This window comes from Sphingobacterium rhinopitheci, assembly GCF_022627575.1.
GTDB lineage: Bacteria > Bacteroidota > Bacteroidia > Sphingobacteriales > Sphingobacteriaceae > Sphingobacterium > Sphingobacterium rhinopitheci.
In genome coordinates, this window is sequence record NZ_JADEYQ010000008.1 from 69,482 (window position 1) to 93,108 (window position 23,627).

At 34.7% G+C, this 23,627-nt stretch carries 22 protein-coding genes; 17 read left to right on the plus strand and 5 right to left on the minus strand.

What is annotated here, in order from left to right; all coding sequences use genetic code 11:
• From IP023_RS09825 to ftsZ, 3 genes are all read left to right on the plus strand, one after another.
• Positions 1-819: a cell division protein FtsQ/DivIB gene (locus tag IP023_RS09825; protein WP_241790104.1), complete on the plus strand. Its 819-nt coding sequence runs from the start codon at positions 1-3 to the stop codon at positions 817-819.
• A 22-nt stretch (positions 820-841) separates the two neighbouring features.
• Positions 842-2,206: a cell division protein FtsA gene (gene ftsA, locus IP023_RS09830; RefSeq protein WP_241790105.1), complete on the plus strand. Its 1,365-nt coding sequence runs from the start codon at positions 842-844 to the stop codon at positions 2,204-2,206.
• Between the two features lie 136 nt (positions 2,207-2,342).
• Complete coding sequence (gene ftsZ, locus IP023_RS09835) at positions 2,343-4,007, plus strand: cell division protein FtsZ (RefSeq protein ID WP_241790106.1); 1,665 nt, start codon at positions 2,343-2,345, stop codon at positions 4,005-4,007.
• 60 nt (positions 4,008-4,067) lie between these two features.
• On the opposite strand, the gene IP023_RS09840 is transcribed toward ftsZ, so the two are convergent.
• Positions 4,068-4,712, minus strand: coding sequence for a response regulator (locus IP023_RS09840; RefSeq protein WP_241790107.1), 645 nt, complete (start codon positions 4,710-4,712; stop codon positions 4,068-4,070).
• Positions 4,713-4,886: 174 nt separating this feature from the next.
• Between IP023_RS09840 and mscL the strand changes: the two genes are divergently transcribed.
• The 5 genes from mscL (at position 4,887) to tsaB (ending at position 6,976) form a co-directional block, all read left to right on the plus strand.
• Entirely contained in the window at positions 4,887-5,294 is a 408-nt protein-coding gene (mscL, locus tag IP023_RS09845; protein WP_241790108.1) for a large-conductance mechanosensitive channel protein MscL, read from the plus strand.
• Positions 5,295-5,441: 147 nt separating this feature from the next.
• Positions 5,442-5,600, plus strand: a complete 159-nt coding sequence (gene rpmH / locus IP023_RS09850; protein ID WP_241790109.1) for a 50S ribosomal protein L34 — start codon at positions 5,442-5,444, stop codon at positions 5,598-5,600.
• Positions 5,601-5,656: 56 nt separating this feature from the next.
• The gene (gene rnpA / locus IP023_RS09855) at positions 5,657-6,040 is read left to right on the plus strand and encodes a ribonuclease P protein component (protein ID WP_241790110.1); all 384 of its coding nucleotides are present in this window, start codon (positions 5,657-5,659) and stop codon (positions 6,038-6,040) included.
• Complete coding sequence (yidD, locus tag IP023_RS09860) at positions 6,033-6,275, plus strand: membrane protein insertion efficiency factor YidD (protein WP_241790111.1); 243 nt, start codon at positions 6,033-6,035, stop codon at positions 6,273-6,275. The genes rnpA and yidD overlap by 8 nt, the downstream gene beginning before the upstream one ends.
• Positions 6,276-6,289: 14 nt before the next feature.
• Complete coding sequence (gene tsaB, locus IP023_RS09865; RefSeq protein ID WP_241790112.1) at positions 6,290-6,976, plus strand: tRNA (adenosine(37)-N6)-threonylcarbamoyltransferase complex dimerization subunit type 1 TsaB; 687 nt, start codon at positions 6,290-6,292, stop codon at positions 6,974-6,976.
• A gap of 4 nt (positions 6,977-6,980) precedes the next feature.
• Here tsaB and IP023_RS09870 read toward each other — a convergent pair whose 3' ends face one another.
• Both IP023_RS09870 and IP023_RS09875 read right to left on the minus strand, forming a co-directional pair.
• Complete coding sequence (locus IP023_RS09870; protein WP_241790113.1) at positions 6,981-7,886, minus strand: CorA family divalent cation transporter; 906 nt, start codon at positions 7,884-7,886, stop codon at positions 6,981-6,983.
• A gap of 88 nt (positions 7,887-7,974) precedes the next feature.
• Positions 7,975-8,598, minus strand: a complete 624-nt coding sequence (locus IP023_RS09875; RefSeq protein WP_241790114.1) for an OmpH family outer membrane protein — start codon at positions 8,596-8,598, stop codon at positions 7,975-7,977.
• A 183-nt stretch (positions 8,599-8,781) separates the two neighbouring features.
• Here IP023_RS09875 and gyrB point away from each other — a divergent pair, with 183 nt between their 5' ends.
• From gyrB to ffh, 7 genes are all read left to right on the plus strand, one after another.
• Complete coding sequence (gene gyrB, locus IP023_RS09880; RefSeq protein WP_241790115.1) at positions 8,782-10,740, plus strand: DNA topoisomerase (ATP-hydrolyzing) subunit B; 1,959 nt, start codon at positions 8,782-8,784, stop codon at positions 10,738-10,740.
• Positions 10,741-10,870: 130 nt separating this feature from the next.
• Complete coding sequence (locus IP023_RS09885; RefSeq protein WP_241790116.1) at positions 10,871-11,671, plus strand: PorV/PorQ family protein; 801 nt, start codon at positions 10,871-10,873, stop codon at positions 11,669-11,671.
• Positions 11,661-13,715 carry a helix-hairpin-helix domain-containing protein gene (locus tag IP023_RS09890; RefSeq protein ID WP_241790117.1) on the plus strand — a complete coding sequence of 685 codons (2,055 nt, stop codon included), beginning with the start codon at positions 11,661-11,663 and terminating at the stop codon, positions 13,713-13,715. Before IP023_RS09885 ends, IP023_RS09890 begins: the two co-directional genes overlap by 11 nt.
• Entirely contained in the window at positions 13,709-15,799 is a 2,091-nt protein-coding gene (locus IP023_RS09895) for a ComEC/Rec2 family competence protein (protein ID WP_241790118.1), read from the plus strand. Before IP023_RS09890 ends, IP023_RS09895 begins: the two co-directional genes overlap by 7 nt.
• Positions 15,800-15,804: 5 nt before the next feature.
• Entirely contained in the window at positions 15,805-17,700 is a 1,896-nt protein-coding gene (locus tag IP023_RS09900; RefSeq protein WP_241790119.1) for a RecQ family ATP-dependent DNA helicase, read from the plus strand.
• Positions 17,701-17,863: 163 nt separating this feature from the next.
• Positions 17,864-18,550, plus strand: a complete 687-nt coding sequence (locus IP023_RS09905) for a zinc metallopeptidase (RefSeq protein ID WP_241790120.1) — start codon at positions 17,864-17,866, stop codon at positions 18,548-18,550.
• A gap of 824 nt (positions 18,551-19,374) precedes the next feature.
• Positions 19,375-20,724, plus strand: a complete 1,350-nt coding sequence (gene ffh, locus IP023_RS09910) for a signal recognition particle protein (RefSeq protein ID WP_241790121.1) — start codon at positions 19,375-19,377, stop codon at positions 20,722-20,724.
• Positions 20,725-21,295: 571 nt separating this feature from the next.
• On the opposite strand, the gene IP023_RS09915 is transcribed toward ffh, so the two are convergent.
• Complete coding sequence (locus IP023_RS09915) at positions 21,296-21,643, minus strand: hypothetical protein (RefSeq protein ID WP_241790122.1); 348 nt, start codon at positions 21,641-21,643, stop codon at positions 21,296-21,298.
• 94 nt (positions 21,644-21,737) lie between these two features.
• Positions 21,738-22,163, minus strand: coding sequence for a hypothetical protein (locus tag IP023_RS09920; RefSeq protein ID WP_241790123.1), 426 nt, complete (start codon positions 22,161-22,163; stop codon positions 21,738-21,740).
• A 367-nt stretch (positions 22,164-22,530) separates the two neighbouring features.
• Here IP023_RS09920 and IP023_RS09925 point away from each other — a divergent pair, with 367 nt between their 5' ends.
• Both IP023_RS09925 and IP023_RS09930 read left to right on the plus strand, forming a co-directional pair.
• Complete coding sequence (locus tag IP023_RS09925; protein ID WP_241790124.1) at positions 22,531-23,118, plus strand: NADH-quinone oxidoreductase subunit A; 588 nt, start codon at positions 22,531-22,533, stop codon at positions 23,116-23,118.
• Positions 23,119-23,120: 2 nt separating this feature from the next.
• Positions 23,121-23,624, plus strand: a complete 504-nt coding sequence (locus IP023_RS09930) for an NADH-quinone oxidoreductase subunit B (RefSeq protein ID WP_241790125.1) — start codon at positions 23,121-23,123, stop codon at positions 23,622-23,624.
• Positions 23,625-23,627: the final 3 nt, after the last annotated feature.

Consider the following 23,627-nt stretch of genomic DNA (forward strand, 5'->3'; position numbering starts at 1 on the left):
ATGAAGAATATCAGATGGAGCATAGTTTTTTACACTTTCTTGGGCATATCGACGCTTGGTGGATTGGCTATGTTGATGAGTCTGGTAGCTGACAAGGATGCGTCTCAAAAGTGTGTTTCCTTACGTGTATCTGTCGAAGGAGGAGAAACATTTATTGATCAAAATGATATTTCTAAAATGATTAATAATCAATTTGGAGCTGTGGTCGATAAAAATCTTAATGCCATTAAGATGGAGCAAATTGAACGTGAAATTGAGAAACTGCCTTACGTCTCTAAAGCTGAAGTACATGCAGATATGGATGGTATACTTAATGTGACTGTACAGCAACGTGAAGTGGTACTAAGAGTGATTAATAAGACGGGCCGTGAATTCTATGTTGATGGAAAAGGGAATAAGGTCCCCGTAACATTGAAGTATGTGCCGCACGTGTTAGTAGCTAATGGTAATATTCAAGAAGGGTATAGTAAAGCGTTAGAATCTGTCGAATCTAATACAGTAAAGGATCTCATAAAGGTGGTGAATCGTGTTAAAGGGGATGTATTATGGGAAAACCAGATTGTGCAAATATATGTCAATGATCAAAAGGATATAGAATTGATACCAAGAGTAGGGAGTGAAACACTCGTAATTGGGTCAGCAGATTCTTTGGATGATAAATTAAGACGTTTGGAGATTTATTACAAGAATATTTTACCAAAAGTTGGGACTGAAGCATATGGCAAGGTCAATGTAAAATATGGAGGACAAATTATTTGCGAAAGAAAAGATAACTGGGTTATGGATAGTTTGCAAATGAAAATTAATACGAAAAATTAAAATACAGCATAAAGTACAGCATATGAAACCAAGAATTACAGAAATTGAAAAAGATGGCCCAATTGTCGTAGGATTGGACATCGGGACAACAAAAATTTGCGTTACTGTTGGACGTCGTAGTGGTTCGAATAAAATAGAGTTATTAGGCGTAGGAAAAGCGGAGTCTGCAGGTGTAAACCGTGGAGTAGTCGCTAATATTCATAAAACAGTGCAAAGTATTCGCGAAGCCGTCTCTTTAGCTGAGGGACAATCAAATGTGGATATTAAAGTTGTAAATATAGGTATTGCTGGCCAACATATTAAGAGTATTCAACACAGAGGTATATTAACAAAAAGTGACGATGAAGAGATTGGACGCATTGATGTTGAGCGTTTGATATCAGATATGTACAAGTTGGTTTTGCCTCCTGGTGAAGAGATTATTCATGTATTGCCGCAGGAGTTTACCATAGATAATGAACCTGGTATTAAGGAACCAATCGGTATGGCGGGACGTCGTATGGAAGCTAATTTTCATATCATTTCTGGCCGTGTAACCGATATAAAAAATATAAAAAAATGTGTGGACAATTCTGATTTAGAAGTGTCTGAGTTAGTATTAGAACCTCTTGCCTCATCTGAAGCTGTACTAGATCAAGAAGAGAAAATGGCAGGTGTTGTTTTAGTAGATATTGGTGGAGGTACTACTGATGTCGCTATTTTCCACGAAGGAATTATTCGTCATACTGCTGTAATTCCATTAGGAGGTAATATTGTTACGGAAGATATTCGTCAAGGCTGTGCTGTATTGAGGAATCAAGCCGAACAATTGAAAGTAAGATATGGCTCTGCTTTAGCGGATGAAAATAAAGAAAACGAAGTAATATGTGTACCAGGTATTCGTGGTCGCGATGCCAAAGAGATTTCTGTGAAAAATTTGGCTTATATTATTCAAGCTCGTATGGAAGAAATCATCGAGCATGTATATTATGAAATTAAATCTTCAGGATATGAAGATAAATTGATCGCTGGTATTGTGATTACTGGTGGTGGTGCGCAGTTGAAGCATTTAGTACAGTTAGTTGAATATATTACAGGTATAGACTGTCGTATTGGATATCCTAACGAATATTTAGCAAAAACGGATATGCTCAACAAACAGACTTTCGAAGAAATGAAAAGCCCAATGTACGCTACGAGTGTAGGTCTTTTGATTAAAGGAATTTTATCTGTAGAAGAAGAAGAAGCAATATCTAGAGAGCGTGGCGTCAAGAAAACAGAAAAAGTACCGGTGAAAGAAATTGCTGATAAACAAAGTAAAAAAGAGAGTTGGTTTACAAAAATTATCTCTGAATTTATTAAGGATAATCAAGAAATTGATGATGATTCTTTCATTGGTAAAAAATAATTTTCAACATTAACAATACTTTTCCACATTTAAAGAAATGTGGAAAAGTATTGTTAATATATTTGGTATTATTACATTAGAATTGTTGAGTTTGGGACGTATTTTAAGACTTAACAATTCGTAAAAATAGGATATTATGTCGATACAATTTGAAATGTTAAAGGAACAGTCCTCTATAATTAAAGTTATAGGGGTCGGTGGTGGCGGCGGTAATGCCGTTAACCACATGTACAAGCAAGGGATAAGTGGGGTGGATTTTATCGTGTGTAACACAGATGCGCAAGCTTTAGAGTTAAGTCCGATTCCCAATAAAGTACAATTAGGAGCTAGCCTTACGGAAGGTATGGGGGCTGGTGCTGATCCTGATGTAGGTGAAAATTCCGCAATCGAAAGTATCGATGACATAAAAAGAATGTTAGGTACTAACACCAAGATGTTGTTTATAACAGCTGGTATGGGAGGTGGTACTGGAACTGGTGCAAGTCCTGTCTTAGCTAAAGCAGCTAAAGAAATGGGAATTTTGACCGTAGCTATTATTACAACTCCTTTTGCGTTTGAGGGTAAAAAACGTCGCTCTCAAGCTGAAGAAGGTTTGAATGAGCTTCGCAAATATGTTGATTCTTATCTTGTAATTTCTAATGATCGCCTACGCGAGATATTTGGAAATCTTACGATGACAGCTGCTTTTGCTAAAGCGGATGATATATTAACTACTGCCGCAAAAGGTATAGCGGAAATTATTACTATCCCGGGGTATGTAAACGTCGATTTTAAAGATGTGCGTACCGTTATGAATGATAGCGGTGTAGCTATCATGGGTAATCATATCGCAGTAGGCGAAGATAGAGCTATTCAAGCCGTAACGGGTGCATTGGCTTCACCATTATTGAAAGATAATGAAATTGAAGGTGCGCGTTATATTTTATTGAATATTACTTCTGGTACTAAAGAAGTAACAATGGATGAGGTGGCTATTGTTACAGATTATATTCAAGAAAAAGCTGGCCTTACAGCTGATTTAATTTGGGGTAACTGTATTGACGAAACTTATGATGAAGAGTTGTCAGTAACAATTATTGCAACAGGTTTTCAAACATCTGAAGAGCGTGTAAAAGAGAAAGAAAAAGAAAAAGTTGCTTTGCCTTTATCCCCTGAGCCTTCTATTTCATATGTGAAACCTATGGTTCAGAATCAATTTGTAGAAAGACCTGTTAATAATGTTGAGGATGTATACGTAAAGCCCGTTACGACTTCTAATACAATAGCTAATTCTTCAACTGATTTGTTTACTTCTCCTAAATCTAATACCTTAGTAGAGGCACAAGTTGTTCGTCATACATTGGATTTAACGGATGAAATTGCTGAAGAGCCTACTCAGACAGAGTCTAATGGTTTTGAATTGAAAACTAGTCCTTCTATGTTTGAATTCAAATTGCCAACAGTATTTGATGCATACGATGAAAAAGTAAATGAAGAGATCGTGAGCGAAGTGTCAACGATCGTTGATGCGAATGCTGCAGCGGCTTCTACAACGCAAGCAAACGAGCCTGTAAATTTTGAAGATCAATTACTTAAAACCAAAGAACGTATTTTACGTTTGAAAGAATTGAGTATGAAACTAAAGTCTTCTAATGGCTTACAAGAATTAGAAACTGAGCCTGCTTACAAAAGGAAACAAAAAACATTAGATGATGTTCCACATTCATCTGATTCACAAGTGTCCAGATTTACCTTGTCTTTTGATGAAGGTGTTACGGAGATACGTAGCAACAATTCATTCCTACATGATAATGTAGATTAATAAGTATAGCTAGACATAATAAACAAAGGGTGGAAATATAATATTTCCACCCTTTGTTTATTATGATTCTTTCTCATTTAATTTGAATAATTCTATTAGCTCCGGTATATTGTTTACTGCAAGCTTTTCAAAAATTCTACTCTTGTATGTCGAGACCGTTGAAGAGCTTAATTTTAAGAGGTTAGAGACCTCTAGTATACCATGACCTTCTATCAGGTGCTTTGCGACATCCATCTCCCTGTTAGATAGCTTAAACAACGGGTTAGCTTTGTCTAATGTAGATTTATTTGTTGTTAGTTTTTGTACATATAAATCTTTGATAGCATCAGACATATATCTGCCACGATCTTGTATGCTTTGTATAGCATTTGCTAATTCTTCCATTGCTGTATTTTTATTTAAAAATCCAGCAGCGCCAGCCTCAATATAACGTAAAGCATAAATATTTTCATCGTATGATGAAAATATAAGAATCTTTAAATCGCTCTGTAAATCTAACATCTCCTTCACTACTTTAATATTGTTGCCTCCGGGCATATTAATATCAAGTAATAATAGATCAAATTTTGAATCGCGGAGGTTATTATAGACTTCTTCGATTGTAGTAGCATTAATTATTTCAGTATTCTTAAACTTTTCATTTATGATTATTGAAGCACCTAGTCGAACTATGCTGTGGTCATCTGCAATTAGTATTTTCTTCATGAATTTGACGATCTAATATGGATCTACAATTTATAATTTTTACTAGTCTTAATGTACAAAGATAAAAAAATGATTGAATTATAGAATTTTGATTCGCAATAAATATCGAAAATATTTATCATTAAATGATAATATTATTTATTTTTGAAAAATCTATATTAAAACATAAATCAAATGGGAATTATTAAAGAATTTAAAGATTTTGCAATGCGCGGGAGCGTTATTGATTTGGCTGTCGGTGTTGTTATTGGTGGTTCTTTTGGGAAAATAGTAACTTCATTAGTTGATGATATTATTATGCCACCATTAGGATTTTTGACAGGTGGTGTTGATTTTAGTCAATTGAAATATGTTATTACGGAAGCGAATGCAACCGCGGGAGTGGAAGAAGTAGCGATCAAGTATGGCAATTTTATTAATGTTATTATTCAATTTACTATTATAGCGTTCTGTATTTTCTTGGTTATTAAAGCGTTGAATACACTTAAGAAAACAGAGGATGCTGTGCCTGCTCCTGCACCAGCGCCCACGAAAGAAGAAGTATTACTAACAGAGATTCGTGATCTTTTGAAAAATAAATAGGATACGCAATACGCTAAATAGTTTCTATCATTTACATTCTTATTTTTTTTATTTAAAATCTTGTAATTTTAGAAATAATAGAGTACTTTTGCATTCCTCTTAGAGGTAATTAATTGGTAGAAAATATATAAAATATAAATAAGCGTCATGAAAAGAACATTTCAGCCTTCGCAAAGAAAAAGAAGAAATAAGCATGGTTTTAGAGAGCGTATGAGCTCTGCTAATGGTAGAAGAGTAATAGCTTCTCGTAGAGCTAAAGGTAGAAAACGTCTTACAGTTTCTGACGAATATCGTCATAAAGGTTAATTCTTTTTTATCGCCGGTGACTAATAATGCCTTTCCGGCTAATTGAAGTCATCTCTATGAAAAAAACATTTAAAAAAGAAGAACGACTATGTAGTAAAAGTGATATTGATGCGCTTTTTCATAGTAGTTCTTCTTTTGTCGTTTACCCTTATAGGGTAGTCTACACATATCTACCAGCTGATATAGCTGCAGCTAAAGTAATTATATCAGTTTCTAAACGTAGATTTAAAAAAGCACATGATCGCAATAGGATCAAAAGACTCATGCGCGAGGCTTATCGTTTGCAAAAGGGGGATCTTCTATATCCTTTTATCCAGGAGAAAGTCTTAAATTTGCATTTCGCGATTCAATACATTGCCAAAGAGGAATTGCCTTTTAAAGTAATGGAAGAGAAGATGATTAAAATGTTAAATCAACTTAAAGAGATTTGTTGTGCGTAAGATTTTTGGTTTTTTCGGATTCTTAGTACAACAGTTGTTTTTGTTAATAATCCGTTTTTATCAAATTTTTATATCACCTTTATTAGGAGCAAATTGTAGATATACGCCCACTTGCTCACAATATGGGAAAGAAGCTATAATTAAATATGGCCCTTTCAAAGGTGGTTGGATGGCTATCAAGAGAATATTAAGTTGTAATCCTTGGGGTGGGCATGGTCATGATCCAGTTCCATAAATTGTTATAATACGATGCGTAATTACATTTTACAGTTGGATACTGCTACGGAGATTTGCTCTGTTTCTATTAGTTTAGAAGGGAAAACTATCGGTCAAGTAGAGGCTACCGAACCCAATTTGCATGCCTCCAAATTGACGGTTTTTATCGATCAATTATTAAGTTCCTTGCATCTTCAATATTCCGAATTAGCAGCTGTTTGTGTGAGTAAAGGTCCGGGCTCTTACACAGGGCTACGTATTGGCGTTTCTACAGCCAAAGGTTTAGCGTATGCATTAGATATACCGTTATTAGCTATTAATACCTTAGCGATGATGTATGCGGGGTATAACAAGCCTCGTACTGATAATACACTGTTCATCCCTATGTTGGATGCTCGACGTATGGAGGTATATCTGGAAGTATATAATAGTAAAGGGGATTTATTAGTTCCTACAGAAGCACGTATTATTGATGAGCATTCTTTTGATGCTTACCAAAATAACGATATTGTTCTTTTTGGTTCTGGTGCAGCAAAGCTGAATGACTTGTTTGCAAACAAACCTAACATTCATGTAGACGCATCATATGTACATTCTTCTGCGTATATGAGTGAGATAGCATTTGAGAAATTTCAACATGGAGATGTTGAAGATCTCATATATTTCGAACCTTTTTATCTTAAGGAGTTTATCGCTATTTTACCCAAAAAATTAATCTAGCGTATTACAACCATCTTTTTTTCTTGAATAAATATAATATCAATACAGATATGCATAGCATAATTCCTACTGTGCTGATATAACCATATGGTGATTTTAAACCCGGCATATTTTCAAAATTCATCCCATACAAACCGGTTACGAATGTCAGCGGCATGAAGAATACAGAGATTATGGTCAATAGACGCATGATTTCGTTGGTATGGTTTGATTCTATATTGAAGTAAATTGAAAGTAATTGCGCAGTGTTTTCGGATGAATTTTTATATAAAGCTAAGCTTCTTGAAAATGAATCTTTCAAATCTTGGGTATAAATATTCTTATATTCGGGCATATGAAAATAATCAACGATATCCTTATAGAAAGTCAATATACTACGGATAAGATCTATTTGCCTTTTTAAGTAATACATCTTTTTTAGGGATGTCTTTCTACTTTGTCTTAAAAAGACAACTTCTTCATAATGATCTAATCGTGTTGCAATATTGTGGATGGCAAATTCCTCAAATGTCTTTAATGCTTCTGACACGATTGCATTTATAAAAGCTTTGCTAGATTGTAATTTCTTATTGGTAGGATCGGTATTAATTAGTCGCTCTAAATAGTCAATCTTGTTTCTATGGGAAGTAATCACAAAATTTTTGCCGTAGAATATGGATATTCTATCCGTTATTTCCGTCAGTGCATCTGAATCTTCGGAGATCGTATTAGCGACTGATCGTATGATTAGAAAATGATAATCTTCAAATTCTTCAATCTTTGGTAAATGACCGATCTCAAGTGCATCTCTGATGGAGGCGCCGCTAATGTTAAATCTATTCTCTAATTCGTAAAAATCTGCTGCCGTCGGATTATAAATATCAACCCATGCAAACGAAGATTGGTTTTCTTGAAGTACATGATTTATCATTTGACTAATTATTAATTCATAAAAAAAATCGCTTAATCAAAAAAAAAAGGCTCCATATGCTGAAGCCTTTTTTAATCTTTAATACTAATTATTTCTTGTCAGAAGCTTTTTTATTGGTATACTCTTTATTCAAGCCTTCAACAACTTCTTTCGTGATGTCTAACTTGGAATCAGCATAGATGACAGAAGGATTAGTTTTCGAATACGTCAGTACATATTGATATCCTTTTTCTTCAGCATGTTTCTTCAAGTAATCACTGATAGTAGTGTAAACAGCATTAATCTCTGTATTCTCATCTTGTGCTAATGAATTAGAAGCATTTTGATTCAATTGAGCTAATTCTTGTTGTTTACGTGCTAATCTTTCTTGAACTGCTTGACGCTCTGAAGCGCTCATCGTCGCTACTTTTTGCTCTGCTTCAGCTACTTCTCGTTGGAAGGCTTGACCTTTGGATTGAAGATCATTTTGTGCCTTCTTAGCTTTAGCCTCTAATCGATCTCTGATATCTTTGAAATAAACGAATTTTTCAGAAAGACTATCTGAATTTACATAAACGATTTTCTCTACTTTGTTATCAGTGGATACACTTGTGCTTGTACTATCATTACTAGTAGCATCTGTTTTTTTTACTTCGTTGTTACAAGATGTGATTACTAAAGCTAAGGATAATCCTACTGCAGCTGTAGATAATGTTGTTGTCAATTTATTCATGCTTAAAGGTAAAATTTCTTTTTGTAAGACAAACCTACCATAAAAAAATTAATTTTCCATTTTTTTGATTATTTAGTGTTTTTTATACCGCATTTTACACTTCTTTTGGCTGAAAAACACTTGTTTAACTGGCTTATTTTTGTTAACTTTGAGAGTTAAAAAAATTCTTATTTCAATAATTTCATGAGCGAAGAAAAAAATAATCCTAACACGTATTCTGCGGATAATATTCAAGTATTAGAGGGATTAGAAGCTGTGCGTAAGCGCCCTTCAATGTATATTGGTGATACCGGGCCTAAAGGTTTACATCATTTGGTGTATGAGGTTGTCGACAACTCTATTGACGAAGCGGTTGCGGGTTATTGTGATACAATCTTAGTCACTATACACAAAGATAATTCAATTTCTGTTCAAGATAACGGACGTGGTATTCCAACAGGAATCAACAAAAAGGAAGGTAAGTCTGCTTTGGAGTTGGTCATGACAATATTGCACGCCGGTGGTAAATTTGATAAGGATACCTACAAAGTATCAGGTGGTCTACATGGTGTAGGGGTTTCTTGTGTGAATGCCTTATCTACCCATTTGAAAGCCGAAGTACATAGAGAGGGTAAGATTTTCAATCAGGAATATCAAAAAGGTAAACCGATGTACGATGTCAAAGAAGTAGGTGTTTCTGACATGAATGGTACTATCGTGACTTTTTCACCAGATCCAGAGATCTTTACACAGACATTAGTTTATAATTACGATACATTAGCGAATCGTCTTCGTGAATTAGCTTTCTTAAACAAGGGTATTGTATTAACAATAGTCGATGAGCGTGAGCTTAATGATGACGGTACGTTTAGAACGGATAGATTTTTATCACAAGGTGGTTTACAAGAGTTTGTAAAATTCTTAGATGGAAATAGAACAGCTTTGATACCAGAACCTATTTACTTAGAAGGTATCAAACAAGGAATCCCTGTTGAATTATCATTTCAATATAATGATACCTATTCCGAAAATGTACACTCTTATGTTAATAATATTAATACGATAGAGGGTGGTTCACATGTGGCGGGATTCCGTAGAGGTTTAACGCGTATATTGAAAAAATATGCCGATGAATCTGGTCTATTGAAAAATTCTAAAGTTGACGTTACTGGTGATGACTTCCGAGAAGGACTAACGGCTGTTATCTCTGTTAAAGTAGCTGAGCCTCAGTTTGAAGGTCAGACGAAAACTAAACTTGGAAATACCGAAGTAATGGGCGCGGTAGATGTTGCTGTCGGTGAGATTCTAGGTAAATATTTAGAAGAGAACCCACGTGAAGCAAAAATTATCGTTCAAAAAGTTATTATTGCAGCACAAGCGAGAGCAGCAGCACGTAAAGCGCGTGAATTAGTACAGCGTAAAACGGTAATGAGTGGCTCTGGTCTTCCGGGTAAGTTAGCAGATTGTTCGAGCAAAGATCCTTCTTTGTGCGAGATATTCTTTGTCGAGGGTGACTCGGCGGGTGGTACTGCCAAACAAGGTCGTGATCGTAATTACCAAGCGATTATGCCACTCCGTGGTAAAATCCTTAACGTAGAAAAAGCGATGGAACATAAGATCTATGAGAATGAAGAGATCAAAAATATGTTTACTGCTATTGGTGTTTCTGTCGGTACCGAAGAAGATCCTAAAGCCTTGAATATTGCTAAGCTTCGTTACCACAAAATCATAATCATGACCGATGCCGATGTGGATGGTAGCCACATTGCAACATTGATTCTTACGTTCTACTTCCGATATATGCGTGAGTTAATCGAAAGAGGTTATATTTATATTGCTACTCCTCCTTTATATTTAGTAAAGAAAGGTAAAGATTTTGAGTATGCTTGGAATGAAGATCAGCGTTTAGCTGCGATCCAACGTCTTAAAGGCAGCGGTAAAGAAGATTCTGTACATGTACAACGTTATAAAGGTCTTGGTGAGATGAACGCAGAGCAACTGTGGGATACAACAATGAATCCTGAGCACCGTACTTTACGTCAAGTAACAATTGATAATGCTGCTGAATGTGACCGCGTATTCTCTATGTTAATGGGGGATGAAGTAGCTCCTCGTCGCGAGTTTATCGAGAAAAATGCAAAATATGCTAAGATTGACGTGTAGTTAATTCTTATAAAATATAAAAATGCCAGATTATCTCTGGCATTTTTTATGTTCTGAATATTAATTTTAAAGATAATTTAAATTTTTAAAGTTAAAATCGTTAGATTTATGTAATCAATAATCTAAAGATATGATTTTTAGGGTAATCTTATTATTACTCTTGTGCTCGGGTAGTTTTGCACAATCTTTTAATGCTGCTCCCTATCAGGGAATTGGAAATTCTGGTATAGCCTTAAAATCTTTATATAGTATTACAAATAATCCTGCAGGTTTAGTGGGATTGAGAGGTATAGAAGCGGCCTTAGCATTTCAATCCAATTTTGTATCATCCGAGCTAAGTACGCAAGCTCTTTATATAGGGATGCCTATCAAGAAAGAAGGTGCCGTTGGTATATCTATCCATAGATATGGATTAGCTGGAGTATCCTCACTAATGACATTGTCATCGGTATATGCACGCTCATTTGACGATTTCTTTTCTACATCGTTATCTTTCAATTACCATAGTTATAGTATTACCAACTACGGCAATGACAATTTTTTTTCATTAGATCTGGGTTTTCAAGTATTAATTATAGATCAGCTGACATTAGGGTTAATAATAAATAATATTTCTCAACAACTATTTGCTGAAGATATAGATTATTACCTTCCTCGAGAAATAGCGATAGGTATAAAGTATGATATCGCGCCTGCTATTTTTATATCCTCGGATGTGTATTATCATCCATTACAAAAAGTAAATATTCGTACAGGCATATCTTATGAAATCGATAATGTTATTTTTTTTCGTACAGGTGTCGCTAGTGGGCCTCTTCAATATTATGCTGGAATAGGATTAAAGCTTAATAACTTTCGTATAGACTGTGCTACTTCATTTCATCCACAATTAGGAAGCTCTCCGCAAATAGCAATAAGCTATGCTTTTTAGGAAATTCTTAATTATAAGTATTTCTATGTTTTTGAATAGTACTATTTCTAGTGCCCAAGTAGAAGATACTTCTATAGAAGAGCTCTTGTTGGAACAATTGTCCGAAGAGTTAGGAGATGATATTGATGTATCAGAGATACTAGAACGATTGAGTTACTATACCAAAAATCCCTTAAACCTTAATACAGCGACTGAAGCAGACTTGTCTAATCTAATATTTCTGTCGCCTCAGCAGATTGAAAATATCATTTATCACAAAAAAGTATCGGGGGATTTTATAAGCATCTTAGAATTGCAAGGGATAACGGGATTATCATTGCAAACGATTCTTTTGCTCCGCAATTTTGTAACTGTAAATCAAGTTATGAATCTAAAAAATCTAACACTTAAAGAGATAATCGCAAACGATGAGCAGATATTGATGGTACGTTATGGTAGAATATTAGAGAAACAACGTGGATATGAGATTAAAGACGCGCTACTCTCTCGTTATCTTGGGGATCCAAATCGATATGCGCTACGCTATCGTTGGAATTATGACAACAAAATCAAAGTATCGGTCAATATGAAAAAAGATGCTGGTGAACCTTTTTTTTATAATAAACAGCGTTATGGTTTTGATTTCTATTCTGCACATATCGAGTTTAATAAATTGAATAAAAGTGTCAGTAAACTCGTAATAGGAGATTATGCGTTACAATTTGGACAAGGATTGGTCGTGTGGAATGGTTTGAGTTTTGGTAAAGGGGTATGGATAGGCGCTGTCGCACGGCAAGGAGCCGGCTTGAAAGGATATTCCTCCCTCAATGAGAATAATTACCAACGTGGAATATCTGCCGAAATAGAATTAGGTAAATGGAAATGGACTCCTTTTATCGCCTATAATAGCTTGTCTGGGAATCTCCAAAAATCGGATACTACTGAAAATACAATCACTACTATTTCTTCAACAGGATTACATCGAACTCCAACGGAGTTGTCCTATCGTAATCAAATAAAGCAAATCATCTATGGTTCCAATATCAGTTATCGATACAAGCGATGGAAGTTAGGGATTACTTATATGGGTTTACAATTTAACGGACGTAAATTAAAGGCTACTAATGTTAGAAATATATTTGATTTCGAGGGCAAATCATTGCATCAGTTGGGTGTTTCTTATCAAACGACATACCGCAATTATTATATTTTTGGAGAAACGGCCTATAGCTTTAATGGTGCTTATGCTACTATCAATGGCATTATAGCAAGTTTACATCCTACATTATCTCTATTTACCACTTATAGAAATTATGCGCGTGATTACCATAGCTTTTATGCACAGTCGTTAAGTGAAGGGTCAACGGTAGCAAATGAAAGTGGTATATACGCCGGATTCGTTTTACATCCTAATAGAAAGATTGAATGGGTAAATTATGTCGATATATTTAGATTTCCATGGTTAAAATTCAGAGTTGATGCACCTAGTCAGGGAACTGATTTTCTTAGTCAATTGACATACTCTTGGTATAAAAAAGGAAAGATAGCTATTCGTTATAGACATCGATTACGTCAAGAAAATATAAACCTACCCCAATTTAATACCAATGTATTAGGTGATATTAATCGTAATCAATTGCGATTTGATTATCAATATAGATGGAATGATACTTGGAATATGCGTTCACGTATTGAACTAGCCTTGTTTAACAAAGAAGCTAATGACCCAAGCAAAGGATTATTAGTCTATCAAGATATCTTTTGGAAAGGTTTAAGAAAGCTACAACTTAATACGCGAGTGGCATATTTTAATACTACCGATTTTAATAGTAGGATATTTGCCTTTGAAAATGATGTGTTATACGCTTCTTCCTTCCCAATATATTATGATAAAGGCTATCGAACGTATCTCAATATACGTTGGCGAATCGCAAAAGCGCTTGATTTTTGGACTCGGTATGCTTTAACTTATTATATAAATAGAGAATCTGTAGGATCTGGTTTGGATGTATCCAATGGAAATATAAGATCTGATATCAAATTTCAAATGCGTTGGCAATGGTGAAGACGGATATACTTCAGCTGAGCTTTTCCAAAGTGCCACTTTTCAAACCTGTGCTAGCATTAGCAATTGGGATTGTCTTTGGTAAATGGTATGATCTAATACATATAGCTTATTTACCTTGTGTAATTGTATGTTGCTTCATCTTGCTTATTGTTTCGCAATTCAAAATCTGTAGTAACTTTAGAAAACAATTGTTTAGCATCGGGTTTTATATACTGATGTTTGTGTTAGGGATGTGGCTAATATCTATAAATAAGCCTACTACGGATCCTTCGCATTTTGCGAACAGTAATGCGTCTCAACTTATTGGAGTGGTAGATGATGAGCCTGTGTTCAAAGAGAAGACAATCCGCTTTCCGCTGCGTATGATACATGCTGTAGATAGTAATAATACAAGTAAACCTGTCAATGGACGATTGTTAGTTATGCTTCTTAGAGATTCTTTATTTGATCAGGTTTTGGGTTATGGGGATGTCATTGTATTTCAAAATAAAATTACGGACACTTCGGCTCCTCTTAATCCATATGAATTTGATTATCGAAGTTACCTAACAAATAAGCAGATATGGTATCAATGCATTCTTAACGTTACAGGATATAAAAAAATAGCCGAAGGGAAAGGGAATTTTTTGATCGATAAATCATTGGAGCTTCGTAAGAAACTAATGGCTCGTTTTAAACAATACCTCCATAATGAAGAAGCATTTCAGATTGCTATAGCGCTAATATTTGGTTATCGCTCAGAGGTTGAGGTTAGCACGATGGATGCTTTCCGTAATACAGGAACCATACATGTATTGAGTGTTTCTGGTTTGCACGTTAGTTTGGTATTTTTATTATTGTCTTATTTATTGAAAATACTTGATAGAATTAAGTATGGAAAGTTAATCCGGTGCGTACTAATCTTTATTGTTATTTGGGGATATGTGATTCTAACGGGCATGAGCCCTCCCATAATGAGGGCAGGGATTATGATATCTTTCTTTATCGTATCTATTATTTCTAAAAGAAGACAAATAGCAGTAAATACTCTTTTAGCATCTGCTTTATTAATATTGCTGCTTTCTCCTCAATATTTGTTTGATGTTGGTTTTCAACTTTCTTATGCGGCTATTTTAGGGATTCTTTTATTATTTCCCATATTGAAAGATCTTTGGTGCCCTTCGAATAGATGGTTGAAATTGCCCGTAGAATATTGTTATGTATCTATTGCTGCTCAATTATTTACCTTACCTTTTGCATTATATTATTTTGGACAATTCCCGCTATATTTCCTATTTGCCAATTTGTTTATAGCACTCCCAAGTACGATAATAATGTATCTAGGTATTTTATTAGCTGCTATTCCAATTGATATATTAAGCGTTATTTTAGGATATCTTTTGGATCCGATAATTCTTTTTTCGGTCGATGGTTTACGGTTTATTGCACAGTTACCGATGTCCGTTTTCCATGGTATCATATGGGATGCTGTGCAATCTATAACCTTGTCGTTAATTTTACTTTTTCTAATATTAGCTTTCAACTATGGCAATAAGAGAATGCTCGTAATGATGATGATATGCTTGTTTTTTTTATCGAGTTATTCTGTGGCTATAAGGTTATTTTTAAATAATTATAAAGGCTATCGCATATATAATGTTAGATCTTCTATTGCACTAGCAAATATCAAACAAGGGAAAGCTATTTTATGGACGACATTTGATTCTATTAATCATCCTACCCTCAAATATGCTGTATTACCCGATTTGACACGTTATGTACGGCAAGAAGATGTTGAATTTGTAAATATTTTATCTGTTGATAAAAGGATGAACCTAGAAATACAAATTGGAGAAAAACGTTTTTTAATCTTGGAAGATATTATCAATATGGATTCGCTAAGCCATTATAATTGTGTTATTTTTCGAAAAAATAATAAGAATGAAATAACACATTTATTAAAATATTTTAAGCATGCTACGATTATTATCGATGGCTCAAATTCTCAAAGAATTATCGATATGGTGGAGAAAGACTTCTTAAATACCAATTCTATCTATCTCCTGAAAAATAATTTTGCTTATGTTTGGGATGGAGATTAATGAATATGCAAAGCAGTCTTTCAGTTTTAAAGCAGTATTGGGGGTATGACCAATTTCGTCCTTTGCAGGATGAGATTGTTGATGCTGTCCTACAAGGGAGAGATACATTGGCATTGATGCCGACGGGAGGAGGTAAATCAATCTGTTTTCAAGTTCCTGCGATGATGCAAGAGGGCATATGTATTGTGATCAGTCCTTTGATCGCTTTGATGAAAGATCAGATTCAAAATCTACGGGCCAAAGGAATAGATGCGATAGCTATTTATTCGGGGATGTCGTATCGTGAGATTGATATTGCTTTAGATAATTGCATCTTTGGTAAGATTAAGTTTCTTTATATTGCACCTGAGCGCTTGTATGCTGAGCTGGTACAAGAGAGAATCCGTTATATGAAAGTGAATCTTTTTGCTATAGACGAGGCGCACTGTATATCACAATGGGGATATGATTTCCGCCCCTCTTACCTTAACCTTGCTAAACTCAGAGAGATTCATCCCAAAGTTCCTTTTCTGGCACTGACGGCTACAGCAACTCCTCGGGTTGTCGAGGATATTCAAGAACAACTGTTATTCAAAACGAAAAATGTTCTCCAGAAAAGTTTTGCTAGGCTAAATTTAGGCTATATGGCATTATTTGAAGAGAATAAGATGAATAGATTGCTTCGGATAGTCCATAAAACGGGGGGATGCGGTGTTGTGTATGTACGAAATAGAAGAGAGACTCAAGAGGTAGCTCGTTTCTTAGTGAATAATGGTGTTTCTGCTGATTTTTATCATGCAGGAATAGCCCTGAAGGAAAGAGAATTGAAACAAGATGCCTGGACAAAAGGCCGTACACGTGTGATCGTTGCTACCAATGCTTTTGGAATGGGGATCGATAAAGCTGATGTACGCTTTGTTGTACATTTGGATATCCCTGATTCATTGGAAGCCTATTACCAAGAAGCAGGGCGCGCAGGTCGAGATGATAAAAAGGCATTCCCTGTGTTATTATACCAACAGCAGGATAGAGTTAGGTTGTCAAATAATTATGAGGCAAGTTTTCCTTCTGTTCTATTTATACAACAGGTTTATCATCATTTAGCCAATCATTACCAAATTGCATATGGTGCAGGTGCAGGTTTGATATTTGATTTTGATATCATTGAATTTGCAAAGAAGTACAATTTGGAGGTAATGCCTACTATCAGCGCATTAAAGTTTTTGGAGCGTGATGGATGGTTGTCCTTATCGGAGGCTGTATTTATTCCCTCAAGATTCAAATTTGAGATTGATTTTCAGGAGTTGTACAAATTTCAGGTGCAAGCTGTAAAATATGATGGTTTGATAAAAGTAATATTACGTTCTTATGGCGGTGTATTTGATTTTTTTGTCGCTATCAATGAGTATGAATTTGCCAAAAAATTGGGATTGCCTTATGATGTAATCGTTGGCCTTCTTGAGGGATTACAAAAACAACAGATTGCCTCGTATATTAAAAGTACTGATAAACCTCAGTTACAATTTTTGCAAAGTAGGGTGGATTATAAAAATCTGTATATTGATACTGATTTTATACGGGAGCGCAAACAGATTAAAGGAGAGCAAATAGAGGCTATTTTCGGATATTTGGATACCAAGGAATGTCGCAGTAAAGCTTTGCTTACCTACTTTGGAGAAATGGAAGCTGAATTATGTGGTGCTTGTGATCTTTGTCTGATGCGTATTCATAAAAGAAATATGCATCAAAATATTGAGCAGCAGGTGCGTATTCTATTGCTGGATCAGGATAGGGAATTGCATGCTTTGATAGATTCCATAACGATTGGGAGTGATGAAATTAAACTTGAGGTGGTACGCCATTTAATTGATGATGCCAAAATAAAGTTTGTAGATGGGAACTATAAATGGGTAGCACATTAACCGTAATAGTGTCATTATATGTTGTTTTTGTGTCAAACTGTCATTATTTAATGCTATAAATAATCTTAAAGACGTAGTTTTTGTTATTTTAGAAGTAATATATAATTGTGGAATTATTATTGATATTGGGTAAATTGTAAAATAGAAATTAAAAATATAAGATATGGGTATTTGGATTTTATTAATTGGTATAGGTATTATTAGTTGGTTGGTACAGAGTCGTTTTAAAAGTAAATTTAAAAAATATTCTGAAATGCCACTTTCTTCGGGTATGTCTGGAGCAGAGATCGCTCAAAAAATGCTTCATGATAATAATATATACGATGTCAAAATCATTTCCGTTGAAGGTCAATTGACGGACCATTATAATCCTGCGGATAGAACTGTAAATCTTAGTCCTGAGGTGTATCATGGACGTAGTATTGCAGCAGCAGCAGTAGCTTCTCACGAATGTGGGCACGCTGTGCAGCATGCAACAGCTTACTCTTGGTTAACATTTCGCTCTTCGATGGTACCTATGGTGAATATTGCATCTAAAATAGTGTCATTTACGTTAATGATCGGTGTTATGTTGGTGATTTTCTCCGAATCATACCTTTTATTACAGATAGGTGTTGCCGCATTAGCAATTACTACAATATTTACTTTTGTAACATTACCTGTCGAGTTTGATGCTTCAAAAAGAGCATTAGCATGGTTAGATACCGCACATATAACTCATAGTAGTCAAGAACATGACGGTGCAAAAGACGCCTTAAAGTGGGCTGCAATGACTTATGTAGTTGCTGCATTATCAGCATTAGTGACTTTATTATATTATGCTAGTTTATTAGCTGGAAGAAGAGATTAATCTTCATTTATAGGATTTTGAAAAGGAGATAATTCGTTTTATCTCCTTTTTTTGTGTTTTATCTGTCATGTTGAACATCGTGAAACATCTACACAGCATGAAACCTACGTTTAGATCCTTCCTGTCGACAGAATTACAACATAAGTTTTTTTTGTGTTTAGACTGTCATGTTGAACATCGTGAAACATCTACACAGCATGAAACCTATGTTTAGATTATTCCTGTCGTCAGAATGGTAAGTAATATTTTTTGTTTTCTGTCATGTTGAACATCGTGAAACATCTATACAATATGAAAGCTACGTTTAGATCCTTCCTGCGATCAGGATGACAACATAAGGTTATTTTTTGTGAGTTTAGGCTGTCCTGTTGAACATCGTGAAACATCTATACAGCATGAAACCTATGTTTAGATCCTTCCTGCGTTTAGGATGACAACATAAGGTTATTTTTTGTGTTTAGGCTGTCATGTTGAATATCGTGAAACATCTATACAGCATGAAACCTGTGTTTAGATTTTTCCTGTCGTCAGAATGGCAAGTAAGGTTGTTGTGCTTTATCTGTCATGTTGAACATCGTGAAACATCTATACAGCATGAAACCTATGTTTAGATCCTTCCTTCGATCATGATGACAAGTTAAGGTTGTTGTGCTTTATCTGTCATGTTGAATATTGTGAAACATCTATACAGCATGAAACCTATGTTTAGATTATTCCTGTCTCAATTCTAATTTATCTCCATTCTTTTTATGAATTCGATAGATATCCTTTCGATGCAATTTCGTAACTTTGGACTTTAGCATAAGAATTTCAAAAGATTAACTATGTTTTCAAATCTTCAGGATAAGTTAGATAGAGCCTTTAAGGTATTAAAAGGACAAGGAAATATTACAGAAATCAACGTCGCGGAGACGATGAAAGAAATTCGCAAAGCATTATTAGATGCCGATGTGAATTACAAAACTGCCAAAACATTTACAGATGATGTAAAACAAAAGGCTTTAGGGGAAAACGTATTAACGAGTATTTCGCCGGGGCAATTGTTAACAAAAATCATGAATGATGAGTTGACAGAATTGATGGGTGGTTCGGTAACGGAGTTGGATTTATCCAAAAACCCAACAGTAATTCTTATCGCTGGTCTAAATGGTGCTGGTAAAACTACCTTCACAGGGAAATTAGCGAACTACTTAAAAGAAACCAAGGGCAAGAAACCTTTATTGGTAGCTGGTGACGTATATCGTCCTGCTGCGATCGATCAACTCGAAATATTAGGTAGCCAAGTAGGTGTTCCTGTATTTACAGATCGTGTTTCTACTGATCCTATAGCTATTGCGAAAGCGGGGGTAGAAGAAGGCAAGCGTAATGGTAATAATGTAATCATCATCGATACAGCTGGTCGTCTTGCGATTGACGAAGCATTGATGCAGGAGATATCTGCTGTTAAAGATGCTACACAACCACAAGAGATCTTGTTTGTAGTAGATGCAATGACAGGTCAAGATGCGGTAAATACGGCAAAAGCATTTAACGATAGATTAGATTTTACAGGTGTTGTATTGACAAAATTAGATGGTGATACACGTGGTGGTGCCGCTTTATCTATTAAATCTGTCGTAAATAAACCTATCAAATTTATCGGTACTGGTGAGAAGATGGAAGCATTAGATGTTTTCTATCCAGAGCGTATGGCTTCTCGTATTTTGGGGATGGGTGACGTTGTATCTTTGGTAGAACGCGCGCAACAACAATTTGATGAGAAACAAGCCGCAGAACTTCAAAAGAAAATTCGTAAGAATAAATTTGATTTCAACGACTTTAAATCTCAAATTCAACAAATCAAGAAAATGGGTAACATGAAAGATTTGATTGGTATGATTCCAGGTGCTGGTAAAGCATTGAAGGACGTGGAGATTGAAGATGATGCTTTCAAACCTATTGAGGCAATTATAGATTCTATGACGCCATTTGAGCGTGAGAATCCTGATGTTATTGATTTGAAGCGTAGAAACCGTATCGCTAAAGGTTCGGGTACTAACATTGATGAGGTAAATAAATTGATCAAACAGTTTATGGACATGCGTAAGGTAATGAAGCAAATGTCTAACCCAGCGATGGCTGCTAAAATGATGAAAAATATGCCTAAAATGCCAGGAGGAGGAAGACCTTTCTAAGTATTTATGAATAATAAAATAAAAAAGAGGCTGTATCAAAACAAAAAAGCTGAACGTAAAAACAGAATTAAATTCTGACTGCTTCTTTTTAAATTAAGAAATCTAGTAAAAACGGCAATTATCAAATCGATAATTGCCGTTTTTTGGGTTAAGAGACTATATGTATTGAAATTTAATTTGGTCGTACTTGACCAAAAATGACTTATGATACAGCCTCTTTTTTGTTGTCTAAAGATGATTTTCTTTAGAATTTCTGCTTGATAAGCTAAATTATATAAAGAGCTAGCCTTATTCTGAACTGGCTTTTACAAAGAACTTTCCTTGCTCTGATTTGATTACTGATTTTGTTGTATTATGAGTAATTATTATAGTCATAATATTATCTGCGTCGTTAGATGTTGCCGTAAATGAAAATCCATTTTTAACTTTATAAGGTATGTTATTTGCATTTTCTGTTATTTCAAAATCAAACTTTCCTTCATCAGTATTTGAGGTTATTTTTACTGGTATACCTTTCTTTATAACAGCAATATGATGAAGTATTTCAGTATGAGAAGGCTTAGGCTCGGCGTTATCCTTGTTTTTTGAACAAGATATTGTTAGTATTAGTGTTGCGATTAGAATTAACTATTTCAAATTGAAATTCATAAGCTCCTTTAGTCCACATTCTATCAATAAGCTCGTCAGTAGTAAAACTATATTTTCTTCTAGTTACTTCTCTTTCTTTGATATTTGGATTTCCTTTCTTATCCGCGTCTAAAGAAAATTTAAAATAGACTCTTGAGTCAACTTCAATATAATTTAAGTAATCTTTTAGATTTTGATTTATATAACCTTTGTCATCTTTTGATTTTAAGCTATAATAAATATAATCTCTTTGATATGCTTTTAATTTAGTAATATCAAGTAACAGTATCACTATAAAAGTAATTATAAGACTCAAGGACTATCGGGTGGATATTGTTGTTCTCATTGTTATTTATGTTATCATATTCTGGGGGTAGAAACCGGATCTATTTTTCTAAATTTGGTACTTGTGAGGCAGCTATATTAATTATTTTATTATATGAGATCGAAGTCGGATCTACTCTGTTATTTTCTCTAACTACCAGAACATGGAAATCAGGGATTTCTCCTTTGGGAACTATCATCTCCATTTTGCCATTTAGATAAAGATAGGTGCCGTTTTCTTTTTTTACAGCAACTGGAATTTCATTATCTTTTATTTCCAAGTTTTCTGCTTTAATATTAAACAATGCGATCTCAGGAATGAGAATATTTAACAAATGGACATTGTTTTCAATTTGGCTTATTTGTTCTTCTGAAGATGTTTCGACCAGTAATTCTCTAAAAGTTTTTTCTTTGATTTTACGATCTTTTACAAGGTAATAAAGAACATTATAATTTTTATCAAATTTCTTAATAGCTTCCTCTTTCAATAACTTTCTTACCTCTTTATTTTCATAAGCGAGTTTAGATAATATTTTAGTAAAATTTGAAATATACTGATCTTTAGATAAATTTTGTGAAGGAATTTCTAGAGTAGAACTTTCGTTGTAATCTTTTTTACAAGAGCTTACTATTAAGCTTAGTTCTAATGAAAGTGCAGCTAGTGTCTTTAATTTTGAAACACTGTACCCTTATATCGTATTTTATACAATCTAATCTAATTCTAATGTAGCTCTAATCTTGGAAAAATAATTAGCGGCTCCTATATTCAATAGATTAGAATTTTTCTAAAATTCTGAATTTTAAAAAATCTTGCTTATTTTTAGAACTAAAAGAATTAATTGTTATTTTTGTAATATGGACGATTACCCCACGCAGTTATCCGCCTATGGTTCTATTCTCCTAATGGGAATAATGGGAGCTGTATTGGTCTGTGCAACTATATTTTTATCAAAAGTCATCTCGCCCAATAAACCAAATCCTATCAAATTAAGTACATATGAATGTGGTGAAGAATCAATAGGTACTTCATGGGGACAGTTTAATCCTCGCTTTTATGTTATCGCATTGGTCTTTCTATTATTTGATGTAGAATTAATATTTATATTCCCGTGGGCTACGGTCTTTGGTAATGCTGAATTTATCACTGCAGATGCAAGATGGGGATGGTTTACATTAATTGAAATGTGCCTATTTCTTGGTGTTCTAATATTGGGATTATTATATGTATGGAAGAGAGGTGATTTGAATTGGATTAAACCAACACATACTACCCCAGTAGTAAACGTTAATATACCTAGATCCGCCTATGATAGTATTAATAATAGAGTTTACGAAGTGAAAGATTATAAAATACAGGAAACTATAGTATCGGGGGTAGCAGACGAAAACGTAGCTAAGGCACCGAGTACTGTAGGTTTTAAACCTAGATTCAAGAAATCATAATTATGAGTATTGAGCAGCAGTTAAAATCTGACGGTGTAGTTATTGCAAAAATGGATGACCTGCTTAATTGGGCAAGATTATCCTCCATGTGGCCTGTGAGTTTTGGTATTGCTTGTTGCGCTATTGAAATGATGGGTGCTATGGCATCCACTTATGATTTAGATAGATTGGGCGTATTTCCACGTCCTTCACCTCGTCAATCTGATGTTATGATTATTGCAGGTACGGTTACTTACAAAATGGCTGATCGTATCAAGAGATTGTATGAGCAGATGCCGGAGCCTAGATATGTAATATCCATGGGCTCGTGTTCCAATTGTGGAGGCCCATATTGGCAACATGGCTATCATGTGGTAAAAGGAGTAGACAAAATTATTCCTGTTGATGTATATGTACAGGGCTGTCCTCCAAGACCTGAAGCATTGATAGGTGCATTTTTAGAATTACAAAAAACAATAGAGAAAGAACATATTCTTCATGAAAAATATTTTGAAGAAACAGTTTAAGTA

Excerpts from the sequence above, each read along its gene's own strand:
- IP023_RS09875 (WP_241790114.1), bottom strand. The coding sequence starts at position 8,598 with ATGAATAAATTGACAACAACATTATCTACAGCTGCAGTAGGATTATCC.
- ftsZ (WP_241790106.1), top strand. The coding sequence starts at position 2,343 with ATGTCGATACAATTTGAAATGTTAAAGGAACAGTCCTCTATAATTAAA.
- rnpA (WP_241790110.1), top strand. The coding sequence starts at position 5,657 with ATGAAAAAAACATTTAAAAAAGAAGAACGACTATGTAGTAAAAGTGAT.
- mscL (WP_241790108.1), top strand. The coding sequence starts at position 4,887 with ATGGGAATTATTAAAGAATTTAAAGATTTTGCAATGCGCGGGAGCGTT.
- IP023_RS09870 (WP_241790113.1), bottom strand. The coding sequence starts at position 7,886 with ATGATAAATCATGTACTTCAAGAAAACCAATCTTCGTTTGCATGGGTT.
- IP023_RS09890 (WP_241790117.1), top strand. The coding sequence starts at position 11,661 with ATGCTTTTTAGGAAATTCTTAATTATAAGTATTTCTATGTTTTTGAAT.
- IP023_RS09925 (WP_241790124.1), top strand. The coding sequence starts at position 22,531 with ATGGACGATTACCCCACGCAGTTATCCGCCTATGGTTCTATTCTCCTA.
- rpmH (WP_241790109.1), top strand. The coding sequence starts at position 5,442 with ATGAAAAGAACATTTCAGCCTTCGCAAAGAAAAAGAAGAAATAAGCAT.
- IP023_RS09825 (WP_241790104.1), top strand. The coding sequence starts at position 1 with ATGAAGAATATCAGATGGAGCATAGTTTTTTACACTTTCTTGGGCATA.
- gyrB (WP_241790115.1), top strand. The coding sequence starts at position 8,782 with ATGAGCGAAGAAAAAAATAATCCTAACACGTATTCTGCGGATAATATT.
- ffh (WP_241790121.1), top strand. The coding sequence starts at position 19,375 with ATGTTTTCAAATCTTCAGGATAAGTTAGATAGAGCCTTTAAGGTATTA.
- IP023_RS09930 (WP_241790125.1), top strand. The coding sequence starts at position 23,121 with ATGAGTATTGAGCAGCAGTTAAAATCTGACGGTGTAGTTATTGCAAAA.
- tsaB (WP_241790112.1), top strand. The coding sequence starts at position 6,290 with ATGCGTAATTACATTTTACAGTTGGATACTGCTACGGAGATTTGCTCT.
- IP023_RS09905 (WP_241790120.1), top strand. The coding sequence starts at position 17,864 with ATGGGTATTTGGATTTTATTAATTGGTATAGGTATTATTAGTTGGTTG.
- IP023_RS09900 (WP_241790119.1), top strand. The coding sequence starts at position 15,805 with ATGCAAAGCAGTCTTTCAGTTTTAAAGCAGTATTGGGGGTATGACCAA.
- IP023_RS09840 (WP_241790107.1), bottom strand. The coding sequence starts at position 4,712 with ATGAAGAAAATACTAATTGCAGATGACCACAGCATAGTTCGACTAGGT.
- IP023_RS09885 (WP_241790116.1), top strand. The coding sequence starts at position 10,871 with ATGATTTTTAGGGTAATCTTATTATTACTCTTGTGCTCGGGTAGTTTT.
- IP023_RS09895 (WP_241790118.1), top strand. The coding sequence starts at position 13,709 with ATGGTGAAGACGGATATACTTCAGCTGAGCTTTTCCAAAGTGCCACTT.
- ftsA (WP_241790105.1), top strand. The coding sequence starts at position 842 with ATGAAACCAAGAATTACAGAAATTGAAAAAGATGGCCCAATTGTCGTA.